This window comes from Paenibacillus anseongensis (assembly GCF_009757995.1).
In the GTDB taxonomy this organism is placed as follows: domain Bacteria; phylum Bacillota; class Bacilli; order Paenibacillales; family NBRC-103111; genus Paenibacillus_E; species Paenibacillus_E chondroitinus.
This window is the reverse complement of sequence record NZ_WSEM01000016.1, coordinates 1,098,586-1,112,805: the sequence shown is the minus strand read 5'-3', so window position 1 is coordinate 1,112,805 and position 14,220 is coordinate 1,098,586. Positions and strand designations below refer to the sequence as shown.

Below are 14,220 nucleotides of genomic sequence, written 5' to 3'. Positions count from 1 at the left end.
TGTGCTGTCCGCATATCGGTGAGTTTTTTTATGCTTACGTTCTGTTCGAATCTACTTTACATACAAATGCTAATGTAGGGCCTGGTCCCTGCTGATATGGTTGAAAGGGGCTATAGGAAAATGGATCATCCATTACCTACTCGGGTTTATGTCGTTTCTGACTCTGTCGGGGAAACAGGGGAGTCTGTTGTACGCGCAGCTGCCATGCAATTTCATCCCGTTCCTGTGGAGATTGTTAGGGCGCCGTTTATCCATGATATCGAAGGCATCGATAAAGTGATTAATGCGATTCGCATTCATGGCGGTATCGTTGTTTTTACCTTGGTCATACCGGAACTTCGTGACGATTTGATTGCCAAAGCCAAAGAGCACGGTATCCCGCATATCGATCTTCTTGGACCCGTGGTGAACACCTTGGGGCAGGCCTTGCGCCAAGAGCCGCGTAGACAGCCAGGCATGATTCACCCGCTCGATGAAGATTATTTTAAGAAGGTTGAAGCGGTTGAATTTGCGGTTAAATATGATGATGGCCGAGATTTTAGCGGTATTCAAAAAGCAGATATCATCCTTCTCGGTGTGTCCCGCACGTCCAAAACGCCTTTATCCATGTATTTAGCACACAAAAGATTTAAAGTAGCTAATGTACCCTTAGTGCCTGAAATGCAGCCTCCTGCTGCTATCTATACGGTTTCAAAGGATAAAATTATCGGCCTTCGGATTGATCCGGATAAGCTGAATGTTATTCGCCAAGAGCGGCTTCGCACACTTGGACTTGCAGAAAATGCAACCTACGCGAATGTAGAACGTATTAAGATAGAACTGGCTTTTGCTGACAAAATTATGAGCAAAATCGGTTGTGTCATTTTCGATGTCTCGAATCGCGCCGTAGAAGAAACGGCAAGTCTGGTTATGGATCATATTGAACATGTCCAGTAAGGTTTTATGTTTCTACTTGCAGGATTTTTTAGAAGTTCATCGTATATAATAGTACGGTGAGATTTCGTCAAAAAAGGGCGTGGACTGAACCGTATGGGTGCGAGAAGTATAATCGTTGATGCCGATGCTTGTCCCGTGAAGTCCGAAATAGAAGAAGCAGGCAGGCAGTTCGGTGTACAAGTTGTTCTAGTTGCTTCGTTTGATCATCGGATGAAGACGAACCCTGGTGTTAGGGTCGTACAAGTGGATCGCTCCGATCAATCCGTTGATTTGTATATCGCCAATCAAATTAAGTCTGGTGATATTTTGGTGACGCAGGATTTCGGTCTCGCAGCGCTTGGTTTAGCAAAAGGCTCGTATTGTTTGACGAATCGGGGTCAGGAATATACGGACAGCTCGATTGATTTCTTATTGGATCGTCGTCATACTTCAGCAAAAATGCGAAGAGCGGGCAAGCATTCAAAGGGGCCAAAACCCTTTACGGATGAGGATCGCAAATATTTTCTACATGGTTTGACAAAACTTTTAAAAAAATTGCAGGAAATCGAAAAAGAGTAGCGAATAGTACTTAGTCGGAAAAGCGACCTGAATTGTGGGTGGAAATAACATGAGGTACGGACGCATACCTGAAGAGGTCATTGAGGCTGTACTGAAGCGCCATGACATCGTTGATGTGATTGGCAGGCACGTACATTTGAGCAAACAAGGGCATTATATGAAAGGGCTATGTCCTTTCCATTCAGAAAAGAGCCCTTCCTTCACAGTCACGCCGGAAAAACAAATTTACCGTTGTTTCGGGTGCAATGTCGGTGGGAACTTAATTCGTTTCGTTATGGAAATAGAAGGCCTTAGTTTCTCAGAAGCCGTTACGAAGCTGGCGGAAGAAGCAGATATCCCTATTACATGGGAGGAAGCGTCCGAGGAGCAGACCGAACAGCAGCAAGAGAAAGCAGTTCTGCTGAAAGCTTATGACTTTGCTGCTAAACTTTATCATTATATTTTAGGCAACACAGAGCAAGGCAAAGTGGCAAAAGGGTACTTGGCTTCAAGAGGTATTTCGGATAAGCTGATCGATACGTTTCAAATCGGTTATGCCCCTGCAATGTGGGATACGTTAGTCCAGCAACTAGTGAAGCGTGAGTTCGATCTCTCCCTGATGGAGAAGGGCGGATTAATTTCGGCCAAACACGAAGGAACTGGCTACGTGGATAAATTCAGGGAGCGCATTATGTTCCCCATTTGCGATGCTGCCGGTAAGGTCATTGCGTTTGGCGGAAGGTCAATGGGCGATGCTCAGCCCAAGTATCTAAATAGTCCTGAGTCTGCTCTTTTTAATAAAAGCAGGACCATGTATAATCTTCACTTGGCTAGACCCAATATGCGAAAACTGCAGCAAGCGGTCCTTTTTGAAGGATATGTAGATGTTATTAAAGCTTGGGAAGCAGGCATTAGCAACGGTGTCGCCACGATGGGAACTGCACTGACGAAAGAACACGCGGCGCTGCTGAACCGTAACGCCGATCAAATCGTCGTATGTTACGACGGGGATAACGCAGGACAATCAGCTGCTTTCAAAAGTATTCCGCTCTTGGAAGAGACGGGAAGCCGAGTTACCGTAGCGATGCTGCCGGATGGCAAGGACCCCGATGATTATGTAAAACAATATGGTTTTGACCGATTCGTACGGGAGATTATTGAACCTGCCGTACCGTCGATGAAATATAAGCTTTTGTACATCCGCAAAAATTTTAAGTTGCATGAGGACGGTGACCGACTTCGTTATCTGCAATCCGCTGTGAAGTTAATTAGTGAACTACATTCTCCGATGGAAAGAGAACATTATTTGAAACAGTTGGCTTCTGAATTCCCGGATTCTTCGTATGAGGCGATGAAGTTAGACCTTCACGAAATCTTGCTGCAATCGGAAAAAAACCGACCGGATGGGGATAATAAACCAATTCTGTGGAATAATGTTATGAATAATGGGAGAACAGCGGAACGAACACGCAAGAAAACGCCTTCGCTTTTGCCAGCTTATCACAATGCTGAACGATTGATTTTGGCTGTTATGATGCATGATCGTGATGTTTGCGCGCATGTGGAAGAACAGTTGGGAGATCAATTCAACGTTGAAGCTCACGCAGTCTTAGCTGCTTATTTATATGCTTACTACGCTCAGAATGCTGAGCCGGATGCAAGCCGATACATTGCCATGCTGCAAGACGAACAGCTGGAGAGCTTGGCCAGTTCCATCGTTATGATGGGAGCGGGTCATGGAATGAACGAACAAGTGATTGACGACTATATTCGCCAAATTCGTAAAGTTCCAATGCAAGAAGAAATTGAACGTAAGAAAGAAGAACGTGTTCGCGCTGAGCGCGAGGGCGACCATCTTCGAGCAGCACAAATTGCAATTGAAATTATCGCCCTAGAAAAACGATTGAAGTCAACGTAGAACTACTGAATTGACTAGGGAGGAGGGAGTCCGTACTATGGCGAATGATCAGCGTACAGAACTAGAGACAGAGTTGACCTTGGACCAGGTGAAAGACCAGCTTATCGAGCAAGGGAAAAAGCGGTCCTCACTAACTTACAAGGATATTATGGAAAAATTAGCTCCCTTCGATCAGGATCCTGAGCAAATCGATGAGTTTTTTGAGCAGCTATCGGAGCAAGGTATCGATGTTGGGAATGAATCGGATGACGATTCCATGAATCCTGAAGAAAACGATCGCGATGAATTTAACTTCGATGATGATCTGGCTTTGCCGCCAGGGATTAAGATTAATGATCCAGTTCGGATGTATTTGAAAGAAATTGGTCGTGTACCGCTTCTTTCTGCGGAAGATGAAGTGGGTTTAGCCAAACGGATTGAGAACGGGGACGAAGAGGCGAAGCGACGCCTGGCAGAAGCGAACCTAAGACTCGTTGTAAGTATCGCCAAAAGATATGTAGGCCGCGGCATGTTGTTCTTGGACTTGATCCAAGAAGGGAATATGGGGCTTATTAAAGCGGTTGAAAAGTTCGACCACACGAAAGGTTACAAGTTCTCTACGTATGCAACTTGGTGGATTCGTCAAGCCATCACCCGAGCAATTGCAGACCAAGCGAGAACGATTCGTATTCCTGTACATATGGTCGAAACCATCAACAAATTGATTCGTGTTTCCCGTCAATTGCTGCAAGAGCTAGGGCGCGAACCTACTCCTGAGGAAATTGCAAAAGAGATGGACCTAAGTACGGATAAAGTACGTGAAATCATGAAAATTGCTCAAGAGCCTGTATCATTGGAAACTCCAATTGGTGAAGAAGATGACTCGCATTTGGGAGATTTCATTGAAGACCAAGAAGCGCTGGCGCCGGCAGATGCTGCTGCTTATGAACTTCTAAAAGAACAACTAGAGGACGTATTGGATACGTTGACTGAGAGAGAAGAGAATGTGCTTCGCTTACGTTTCGGTCTGGATGATGGTCGTACACGCACATTAGAAGAAGTAGGTAAAGTATTCGGTGTTACACGTGAACGGATTCGTCAAATTGAAGCAAAAGCTTTGCGTAAATTGAGACATCCTAGCCGTAGCAAACGCTTGAAGGATTTCTTGGAATAAATCGCTGTGAGAGGGCCCTGCCAGTTTTCGGCGGGGTCTTTTTTTATTACAAAAGTACTACTAAAACCTAAGCATGAAATCACCGATAAAGTAGTAGGAAGGTGAGCGATGATATGGATACAGAGAAAAGAAAAGTAATAGTTAAAGAAATCGATCACTGGCGGCGAAGCAAACTGCTTCCTGAACACTACTGTGATTTTCTGTTGAATTTGTACATGGATGAAACAACTCCGAAACCTGCATCCATCATGGGGGTTTCTGCATCTTCAATTGCAAACAGTTCTTGGAAAATATGGTTAGGCATAATGGCGGTTATAGCCGCTCTGGCCTTATCTGCTCTTAATTTTAACTCTTTTGGAATGCCAATGCAAATTGGAATTTCCGCACTTTTTGTCATCGTTTGCTATGCGTTTGCGTATCGTCAATTTCCTAAATCCCCCGTGATTTCTTATCTGCTTTGCGGTGTTTCTTCAATAGCTTTGCTTTTGCTGGGCTTATATTTAATGGATATGTATCAAGTGAATTCTCCTTATACGTATATTGGTTATTTAGCGTTTTGCAGTGTAGTGTGGTTAATCAACGGCGTAATAGGAAAAATGGGGATTTTCCAATTTTGCGGTTGGTTAGGGCTGGTTGGAACTTATGGTTGGTTGCTTTTGCAAAAGCTGAGCAATCCAGGTTGGTTCTCTCTTGAAATTAGTTGGATTCCGGTTAGTATTGTACTTATATGGATTGCTTGGCTTGCGCATCATACCAATAAGCAAGCAGCGAGCGTGCTTTTAGTTATCGGCGTGTTGGTTTGGTTTATCCCTGAAGCGATGACGTTTCTTACAGATGTTGATATGAGTTCCCGCGTCATTCAATTATCGTTTACAGGGAAGTTGGTTTCGGCGGGCGCGGCGTTTTTCTTGCTGCGTAAAAAATGGGTAGAGTGGGTCGTTTAAGAGATGGTAAAATTATCGAAGAGATTGCAAATGATCGCAGATCGTGTGCCAACAGGTTCTAAGGTGGCGGATATTGGTTCTGACCATGCTTTGCTGCCGACCTATTTGGCGCAACAAGGCGTCATTGTGTTTGCTGTAGCAGGTGAAGTCAATCCGGGTCCTTTCGAGGCGGCGACACGACAAGTGCTTGAGAGCGGTTTGTCTAAAAAAATAAGTGTTAGATCCGGTGACGGTCTGGCGGTCATTGAACCAGGTGAAGTGAATGTCATCACGATTGCCGGTATGGGCGGCAGTTTAATGGCGAGTATTTTAGAAGCAGGCAAGCAAAAGCTCGGGGGTGTTACGCATCTGATTTTACAACCGAATGTCGGGGAAGATCAGGTCCGCAAGTGGCTGCTTGCAGAGGGCTGGAACCTGGATGCGGAAGCCATCCTTGAAGAAGACGGGAAAATTTATGAGATTTTGACGGCAACAGCAGGAAGTGCTCAGGACAAGAGCTCGCAGGAAACTCTTTATGCCGAACGTACATTATCTGGAGGAATCGTTGTGAGCAAGGAGCGGCTGCTCCAAATGGGACCTTATTTAGTAGAAGAAGCTCCTGCGGTATGGTTCAGCAAGTGGGATAGCGAATTGAAAAAATTGGCCATGATTGAAGGCCAGTTGAAACTTTCAACAGCGGAAGCATCAGCCGTGAAAGCAGAGCAAATCGCGCAAGAGATCAAGGAAATAAAGGAGGTACTCGCTTGTTTGCAAAAGGTCAAACCGTAATTCAGCTGTTTGAACAGCTGGCGCCTAAGCATTATGCGATGCCTGATGATAAAATTGGCTTGCAGCTGGGCTCCTTGCAGAAGGAGATCCAGAAGGTGCTGGTTGCCCTGGATGTTAATGATGAAGTGGTGGACGAAGCGATTCGACTAGGCGCCAATCTTATTATTGCTCATCATGCGATTATTTTCAGACCGCTTGCTCATCTTCAGACGGATACGCCGGCAGGCAGACTCTATGAAAAATTAATCAAAAACGATATTGCCGTCTATATCGCACATACGAATTTGGATGTAGCCGAAGGCGGCGTCAATGACATGATGGCGGATAAACTCGGCCTCAAAGAGCTCACGCATCTCGAGGATGTGCATACAGAGAAGCTGCAAAAGCTGGTCGTCTTCGTTCCGGAGACGCACCACCAGGCTGTGCTGGATGCCCTCTTCACCGCGGGAGCGGGGTGGATCGGGCAGTACAGCCACTGCAGCTTCAACATCCCCGGAACGGGGACGTTCCTTCCGCAGGAAGGGACTCACCCGTATATCGGGGAAGCAGGAAAGCTTGAGCGCGTACAGGAAGTACGCGTTGAGACGATCGTAACCGCCAGCGTCCAGCGCAAGGCGGTACAAGCAATGCTGAAGGCCCACCCCTATGAGGAGGTGGCCTATGACCTCTACCCGATGGACCTCAAGGGTAGAGTGTTCGGTCTCGGGCGCGTGGGCAAGCTGCCCACGCCGATGACGCTTCGCGAGCTGACGGAGCTCGCGAAAACGGTGTTCGACGTGCCTATGGTGCGCGTCGTAGGCGATCTATCACGGCCCATCCGCAAGGTGGCCGTGTTGGGTGGTTCCGGCGGCCGCTATATGAGGCACGCCATGTTTGCCGGCGCCGATGTGCTGGTCACCGGCGACATTGACTACCATACCGCGCACGATGCGCTCGCGGCAGGGCTTACTTTGATCGACGTTGGGCATAACGTCGAGAAGATCATGAAGCGCGGCGTTGCGGACTATCTCGCCGCGCAGTTAACCAAAACGGATACGCAAGTGCTGGCATCCGAGGTGAACACAGAACCGTTCCAGTTCCTGTAGGATACTCCTGTAGGATTGCCTATGGCAGACGAGGAAACGAACAACAGTTGTATTTCGGAGACATTCCTAGTATACTAGCAAATGCGTCGGAAAGTTTGACAGACAATCGCTGGCTGTGGGTAAGCCACAGCGAGAGGAAAGTCCGGGCTCCATAAGGCAGGGTGCTGGATAACGTCCAGTCAGCGCGAGTTGAAGGATAGGGCCACAGAAATGGACCGCCGATGGCTCATCTTCGGATGAGATCAGGCAAGGGTGGAACCGTGGTGTAAGAGACCACGAGGTTCTATGGTGACATAGATCCTGGTAAACCCCACTTGGAGCAAGACCTAGAGGAACGCTAGCTGTCTTCGAGACAGCAGTCTTCGCCTGAGACGCGTTCGGGTTGGTCGCTTGAGCTGTGCAGCAATGTATGGCCTAGATAGATGATTGTCGCTTCAATGGTGGCAGGGGACAGACGCCCGTTATGACCACCGGAAGTACAGAACCCGGCTTACGGCAAACTTTCCATACTGTCGGTTACCCGCAAGGCTTCGGCTTTGCGGGTATTTCATTATATGCAAGCAAAAAAGGCCACCCTGGGTATCGAATTCATCGAAACCAAAGGGCAGCCTTTTTATTATTTGTGCAGGGCAACTCCCGCATATTTCTTGGAAACAAGGTTCATCTGCCGAAACCAGCGGGAAGGCCAGTCGAAGCCAACATTCGGTTGCTCTTCCGCTTTTTGCACGGCTTTGACAACGTCGATCAGGCCATACCCGAAGTATTTATCATGACCCGGGGTGCCAATATCTTGCGCGGTATCTCTCATGATTTGGTAAACTTCCGTGTTTTTCAAATTAGGATTTGTAGAACGAATTAATGCTGCTAATGCCGTCACATGGGGGCTCGCCATGGAAGTGCCTGACAACGCGGCATATTGATTATTTGGATACGTGCTGGCAATACTTACGCCTGGCGCCGTTACATCGATATAATCACCGTAATTGGAAAAAGGAGCTTTGTTGTTCTCTGAATCGCTGGCTGCGACAGCGAACACTTCCGGATAAGCCGCCGGGTAGCCTGGCCGTTCCGTATTATCATTTCCGCTCGCCGCGATCAAGGCTACGTCCTTGTCGTACGCATATTTAATAGCATCATGCAGAAATCCAGAATCCGCGTAGTTGCCTAGGCTTAAATTCATTACTTTGGCGCCATGATCAGCAGCCCAGATAATGCCTTGAGCCACGGAATAGGTGCTGCCTGCCCCGGTTTGATCCAAGACTTTAACCGGCAGTACTTTGTTATACCAGCTGATTCCAGCTACGCCTAAGTTATTGTTAACGAGTGCTGCGATGACTCCTGTCACGTGAGTTCCGTGTCCAACATCATCCTGCGGTTGATCATCCCCGCTGATCACATTATAGCCAGGCAGAAGCTTGTCTTTTAAATCCGGATGCTGCAAGTCCACACCTGTATCTACAACAGCCACAACGACATCTTTGGTGCCCCGGTTCAACTGCCAACCTTGTTCGGTTTCAATCAGCGGCAAATTCCATTGATACCGGCTGTACAAATTGTCATTAGGCTTGAAGTTAGGGGCAATGCTCGTTGTTTCATCAGGACTAGTTGTGCTGTCAGTGCTATCGGTATAGTCGCTTGAATCTTTTTCATCGGCAGCTTCTTGATCATCATAATAATCATTGGTCAAATACAAGAAATGAGGTTCCACATAAGCAACATCCCATTTTTTAAAATAGGCCATTAACGCTTTAGCTTCCATGCCTTCCGTACGGAAAACATAGGTGTAGCCCAGCTTCTGCATCGAATTGGCTTTGATTTCTGACTTTATTTGAGACAATTGAGCCTCGGTAGGGTCTTTCTTGAACTTAACGACAACTTCGTTTTGATGATAGTGGCTTGTGCCTTGATTATCCTCTGGATGATCTACCACTTTGTCTTTTAAAGTATCGGTATCTACCGACTCGACTTTCCAACGATTTTCGTTTGGATAAGGCTCTAGACGTAAATTTTTCATTTGATGGTCAGTTACATGGTGAAGAATGTCTTGATGAATAACGCCTATGAGGGAAGAGTTACCATCTGTAGATGGCGTCCCCTGGACAAAAAACACCTGCTGCGCGGCCCCGAATTTCGGCGACTGATAATGCTTGCCTGATTCTGTAGCTGCTTTGGCCTCCGCTAAATACTTGCTTGCCTGATCCTTATAGGAGGCAGGAATTTCTCCAACTTTTATTCCTTGATCCAAAGCTTGTTTGTTTTTTGACCAAATCAGAACATCCATTTTTTCATGGTGTGTCTTCATATCCCCAAGCACTTTGGCTGCGGACTCACCTGATTCAATTTGGGAGATCATCTTGGAGTAATCAATGGAGCACTGGGAGCGGCATAAATCATCAGTTAACTTTACATCTTGCTGCAGTAAGGAAAGCTTCTGTTCCGTCTCATACTTCGCGCTGTAAACCTCAGGACCGGGTGTATTCTCGTTATTCGAGTGGTGGGGAAATAGAACGAAACCTAATCCAAGAACTAGACTAATAGAAGATAGATAACGCCACATCGATAGTCCTCCTTCTTAACTCGTTTCTCCGCTTCTGTCAGCAAATGCAGTGTCTTTAATTAGAGTGAGGTTCGAGGGATTCTTTTATGCATGGAATCGGGAGTTTTACATATACCTTTTCAGGTTAATTTATGGTAGGATAGGAATAGCGCAATTAGAGGAGGTCTTCATAAATGGCTGTTTTTAATGTCAAAAATATTTGTGATTCAACACGTACGAAGTTAAAAGAAACAACCGCTAAAATGGAGCTGTTTCTGAATCAACATTCGCTTTCACAACTCAATGTAGAGAATGATCCCGCTATGGATGAATTTTATCGTGGTTATCTCCAAGATACACGTCATCTATTAGTTTTCTGTGAAGTGGCCTATGAGAAATTGGGCGTAAGTTTGAGACGACCAACTTTTAATGTTGATTTTTCGGAAAAAGTATTGTATGAGGTATATCATACTTGCGTGAATACATTTTTCTATCCTAAAAATGAGTGCTATTCCGAGGATGGGCGTTACGCTTATACCGGACAAGATGCTATTCGTTTCCGCAAAAAGCCTTCCCGTGATGTGAGAGATTTAACTATTGAATTGTCCAAAGTATTCGAAGAGCTTCGCGAGGATCTGGCTTATTATGAGACAGATTATATCACGCAGCGCCGTATGCAAGGTGAAAAAGTATAATTGTGATGCAAAATTACAAAAGATATAAGGGATGCGGCTAGCAGCGCATCTCTTTTCTTTTAAAAGGGGACATGGTGCATGCAACGCGAACAGTTAATCAACCATTCGATCTCGATTATTAAAGGCAATCAGCATCCTCGCGGAGGGTACATCGCATCTCCACTTTTCCCGCCTTATGCATACAGTTGGCTGCGAGACGGTACATTTATAGCTCATGCAATGGATCGTACGGGGGAGACAGACAGCTCAGCGCTTTTCCATCGATGGGTTGCCGGAGTGCTTAAGAACAAACGTTCTCGTGTCGATGCGCTTGTACATAAACATAATAACAAAGAGTGGATCGACCGTTCCGAGTTTTTGGGGACACGTTATCATCTGGATGGCCGAGACGATGTTTCGGAATGGGGCCACTTTCAATTGGATGGTTACGGGGCTTGGCTGTGGGGACTTACGGAGCATGTGAAAACAACCGGGAATAAAGAAATGCTGAATGAACTCAGGGAAAGTATTGAGATTACGGTTGATTATTTGATGACGTTCTGGCATTATCCGAACTTCGATTGTTGGGAAGAGTTCCCAGATTATGTGCATCCTGCAACTCTTGCCTGTGTGTATGGCGGTTTGAAGGCACTGGGAGAATTAGAGCAGCGTCCTCAGCTGTTGGAAAAGGCGTCTATGATTAAGAACTTCATCCTCAGCAATTGCGTCTACGAGGACAGATTTGTGAAGTCTGTTCACTGTCTGGATGAAATATGGAAGCCGGCCTTAACGGGTGTAGATGCAAGTCTGCTATGGCTTGCTGTTCCATTTGGCGTATGCGAAGCAGACGATCCTATTATGCGGAAAACGGTGCAAATGATTGAAAGTGAACTGAAACACGAGGGTATTCAGCGCTACGTAGAAGACCGTTACTATGGCGGCGGTGAATGGCTTCTGCTCACGGCTTGGTATGGATGGTATCAGAAAGAGCTCGGGAACCGTGAAGAGGCGCAGCGCTGTCTGGAATGGATCATAAGCAAGGCCGATCACCTTGGGCGTCTTCCCGAACAAGTTCCCGATGAGCTTAGAGAGCCTTCCGCTTATTCAGAGTGGTTGGGCAAATGGGGGGAACCTGCACTGCCGCTCCTTTGGTCTCACGCGATGTTCTTGGTGCTATCTGACAGTCTGGCCTGAGCATAGCTCGCCCTGATAGCGGGCAAATTGTTAGTGGGGTGATGACTATGCCAGATGTCAAATGTTCAGTTGCCAACTGCGAATATTGGACGCAAGGAAACAACTGCAACGCAGGAACTATCATGATTGAAGTAGATCAGCATGCCAACGCCAATTACAATGAAGAATTTGCAGGGGAATCATTCGATACCGATCATCAAGATGCAGCGAGCAAAGCCGCGAACACTTGCTGCCACACCTTTCAAGCAAAGAAGAAGCAGTAATCATGCGCCAGCATGGAGGCAATTTGGATAAAACCACCAAGGAGCGGTTCCAGAAGGAGCAGCTTCGGACTGAAAGTGGTTTGAACAGCAAGGAAGAATATGCAGCCGAGATAACAGCGCCCTCGCGGAGAATTCATTATGCCGAGCCCTATCAAGCGAAACATGCAGAGGTTGAGAAATCGGAAGTTTCCGATGAGGAGATCGATGATTTAGTTGAAGCTGTTACGCGAAATAAAGCGGTAGGATACGTCGCTTTATTCGTCGCATTGGCTTCCCTCTTTGTGTGGCCTGTACTGCTTGGCGTATCGGGCATTATTTTAGGGGTTATCGCATTCCTAATGGGCAACAAGGGAATAGGAACCTGGTCAGTGGTGCTTGGTTTTATAGCTGTTGCTGCCTATTTTTTACTGTTTCCTTTTTACTCTTAGTGTTGGATAAACATGGTGGAAAAGCAAGCCGAGACATCGGCTTGTTTTTCTTTTTCAGAAGGAAAATCGGGTATATTCGTGTTTTAGGGGGATAATTAGCGGGTAAAGACTCATTATGGCATCATTTTAAACCCTATACTCCCGTTTGCTCGTACTATTTGGCTTCAAGAGTCATATTCGCACCTTTGAATGATTACAGTATTATTATATAATGAAAAGTGATAATTCAACTTTAAATTAAAATTAAGGGAGGTGTACCTACTCTCCTTGGTGCCTTTAACCGCGCTTGACAGGGGATAGGTAAGGTATTGGAAGATCCTTTGCCCGAAACGTTAATTAGCTTCTTATTAATGTTTGGACTGGTGTTACTGAATGGTTTTTTTGTCGCAGCTGAATTCGCGATGGTGAAAGTAAGAGGTAGTCGAATTGATTCTCTTGTAGATGAAGGTCGCCGTAATGCGAAATTTGCGCAAGGAATTATGAACAATCTCGATGCGTACTTAGGTGCTTGTCAGCTCGGGATTACACTTACTTCGTTGGGACTTGGTTATGTCGGGGAGCCGACCTTTGCAAAAATTTTGGAACCACTATTCGCTCCGCTGAATTTACCAGATTCGGTGTTCCACACGATTACCTTTATTATTGCCTTTTCATTGATGACTACTTTGCATATTACACTGGGCGAGCAATTCCCCAAAACCTATGCCATTCGTAAAGCTGAACAGATCACGTTGCTTTCCTCGGGACCGATGGTCTTATTTTACAAAATCATGTATCCATTTATTTGGTTGCTAAACGGGATCTCCAATTGGATGCTTCGCCGCGCCGGCATTGAACCGACAACGGAACATGAATCAGCGCATACGGAGGATGAAATTCGCGTCCTCATGAAAGAAAGCCACAAAAATGGACTTATAGATAATACAGAGCTTACGCTTGTTGATAATATATTCGGATTCGCCGAGACAACAGCTAGAGAAATCATGATTCCAAGAACTGAGATGGAATGTTTATATGCAGGACTGTCCTATTCGGAGAATCTAGCGATAGCGATTAAGGAAATGCGTACACGTTATCCGGTATGTGATCCGGACAAAGACAACATTATCGGCTTCGTTCACATCAAGGATTTGCTCAAGCCGGATGCTAACCTGAAAGGCATCAAGAAGATTATCCGTCCGATTACGACGGTACCGGATTCCATTCATATCAGTGACTTGCTGAAAATGATGCAAAAAAGAAAAAGCCAGATGGCCTTGCTTATTGATGAATACGGCGGAACTTCAGGGCTTGTCACACTGGAAGACATCATGGAAGAAATCGTTGGTGAAATCCAGGATGAGTTTGACGAGGAACGTCCAACGATCGAAATCAAAGACGAGAACACGTTTTCCATTGACGGTCTGCTTTTGATTGATGAAGTGAATGATTACTTCGGGCTGGATATCGAGTCCGACGATTATGATACAATTGGCGGCTGGATCTACTCACAGACAGAGATTCCGCCTAGCAAGAATCAACAAGTGACCTATAACGATGAATTCTTGTTCATTGTGGAAGAAACGGATCATTTGCGAATTTCGAGATTAATTGTTAGAAAAATGACGGAACAAGATGAGTTTCTACAACAGAACATCTCTTGAAAAGATCTAGGGACAGTCGAATGACTGTCCTTTTTCTATTTTTCGGGGCCTAGGGAGGAAACGGAAATTTTAGGATAGTCGGGAGGGCACAAAACGTGTACAATAAAAACAACGAATGTTATACGAAACGAGGTCTGACCG

General features: G+C 45.9%; 13 protein-coding genes and 1 other RNA gene. 13 read left to right on the top strand and 1 reads right to left on the bottom strand.

Annotated elements, in window-relative coordinates; genetic code table 11:
• The first annotated feature begins 120 nt into the window (after positions 1 to 120).
• The 8 genes from GON05_RS21470 (at position 121) to rnpB (ending at position 7,849) form a co-directional block, all read left to right on the top strand.
• Positions 121 to 936: a pyruvate, water dikinase regulatory protein gene (locus GON05_RS21470; protein ID WP_127451875.1), complete on the top strand. Its 816-nt coding sequence runs from the start codon at positions 121 to 123 to the stop codon at positions 934 to 936.
• A 93-nt stretch (positions 937 to 1,029) separates the two neighbouring features.
• Positions 1,030 to 1,494: a YaiI/YqxD family protein gene (locus tag GON05_RS21465; RefSeq protein ID WP_127451877.1), complete on the top strand. Its 465-nt coding sequence runs from the start codon at positions 1,030 to 1,032 to the stop codon at positions 1,492 to 1,494.
• A gap of 49 nt (positions 1,495 to 1,543) precedes the next feature.
• Positions 1,544 to 3,391 carry a DNA primase gene (dnaG, locus tag GON05_RS21460; RefSeq protein WP_157321652.1) on the top strand — a complete coding sequence of 616 codons (1,848 nt, stop codon included), beginning with the start codon at positions 1,544 to 1,546 and terminating at the stop codon, positions 3,389 to 3,391.
• A gap of 37 nt (positions 3,392 to 3,428) precedes the next feature.
• Positions 3,429 to 4,544, top strand: a complete 1,116-nt coding sequence (rpoD, locus tag GON05_RS21455) for an RNA polymerase sigma factor RpoD (protein WP_127451881.1) — start codon at positions 3,429 to 3,431, stop codon at positions 4,542 to 4,544.
• Positions 4,545 to 4,657: 113 nt separating this feature from the next.
• Positions 4,658 to 5,488: a hypothetical protein gene (locus GON05_RS21450; RefSeq protein WP_127451883.1), complete on the top strand. Its 831-nt coding sequence runs from the start codon at positions 4,658 to 4,660 to the stop codon at positions 5,486 to 5,488.
• 3 nt (positions 5,489 to 5,491) lie between these two features.
• Positions 5,492 to 6,256 carry a tRNA (adenine(22)-N(1))-methyltransferase gene (locus GON05_RS21445; RefSeq protein WP_157321650.1) on the top strand — a complete coding sequence of 255 codons (765 nt, stop codon included), beginning with the start codon at positions 5,492 to 5,494 and terminating at the stop codon, positions 6,254 to 6,256.
• Entirely contained in the window at positions 6,232 to 7,341 is a 1,110-nt protein-coding gene (locus tag GON05_RS21440) for a Nif3-like dinuclear metal center hexameric protein (RefSeq protein WP_157321649.1), read from the top strand. Before GON05_RS21445 ends, GON05_RS21440 begins: the two co-directional genes overlap by 25 nt.
• A 90-nt stretch (positions 7,342 to 7,431) precedes the next feature.
• An RNA gene (gene rnpB, locus GON05_RS21435) (RNase P RNA component class A) lies at positions 7,432 to 7,849 on the top strand.
• 108 nt (positions 7,850 to 7,957) lie between these two features.
• Here the strand turns inward: rnpB and GON05_RS21430 are convergent.
• Entirely contained in the window at positions 7,958 to 9,898 is a 1,941-nt protein-coding gene (locus GON05_RS21430; protein WP_157321639.1) for a S8 family peptidase, read from the bottom strand.
• Between the two features lie 173 nt (positions 9,899 to 10,071).
• On the opposite strand from GON05_RS21430, the gene GON05_RS21425 reads away from it, so the two are divergent.
• From GON05_RS21425 to GON05_RS21405, 5 genes are all read left to right on the top strand, one after another.
• Positions 10,072 to 10,572, top strand: a complete 501-nt coding sequence (locus GON05_RS21425) for a YpuI family protein (RefSeq protein WP_127451891.1) — start codon at positions 10,072 to 10,074, stop codon at positions 10,570 to 10,572.
• A gap of 78 nt (positions 10,573 to 10,650) precedes the next feature.
• Positions 10,651 to 11,745 carry a glycoside hydrolase family 15 protein gene (locus GON05_RS21420; RefSeq protein WP_157321637.1) on the top strand — a complete coding sequence of 365 codons (1,095 nt, stop codon included), beginning with the start codon at positions 10,651 to 10,653 and terminating at the stop codon, positions 11,743 to 11,745.
• Between the two features lie 47 nt (positions 11,746 to 11,792).
• A complete protein-coding gene (locus tag GON05_RS21415) occupies positions 11,793 to 12,008 on the top strand; it encodes a DUF1540 domain-containing protein (RefSeq protein WP_127451895.1) in 216 nt (71 codons plus the stop codon).
• 2 nt (positions 12,009 to 12,010) lie between these two features.
• Positions 12,011 to 12,436 carry a hypothetical protein gene (locus GON05_RS21410; RefSeq protein WP_157321636.1) on the top strand — a complete coding sequence of 142 codons (426 nt, stop codon included), beginning with the start codon at positions 12,011 to 12,013 and terminating at the stop codon, positions 12,434 to 12,436.
• Positions 12,437 to 12,786: 350 nt separating this feature from the next.
• Positions 12,787 to 14,079, top strand: coding sequence for a hemolysin family protein (locus tag GON05_RS21405; protein WP_157322301.1), 1,293 nt, complete (start codon positions 12,787 to 12,789; stop codon positions 14,077 to 14,079).
• The last annotated feature ends 141 nt before the right edge of the window (positions 14,080 to 14,220 follow it).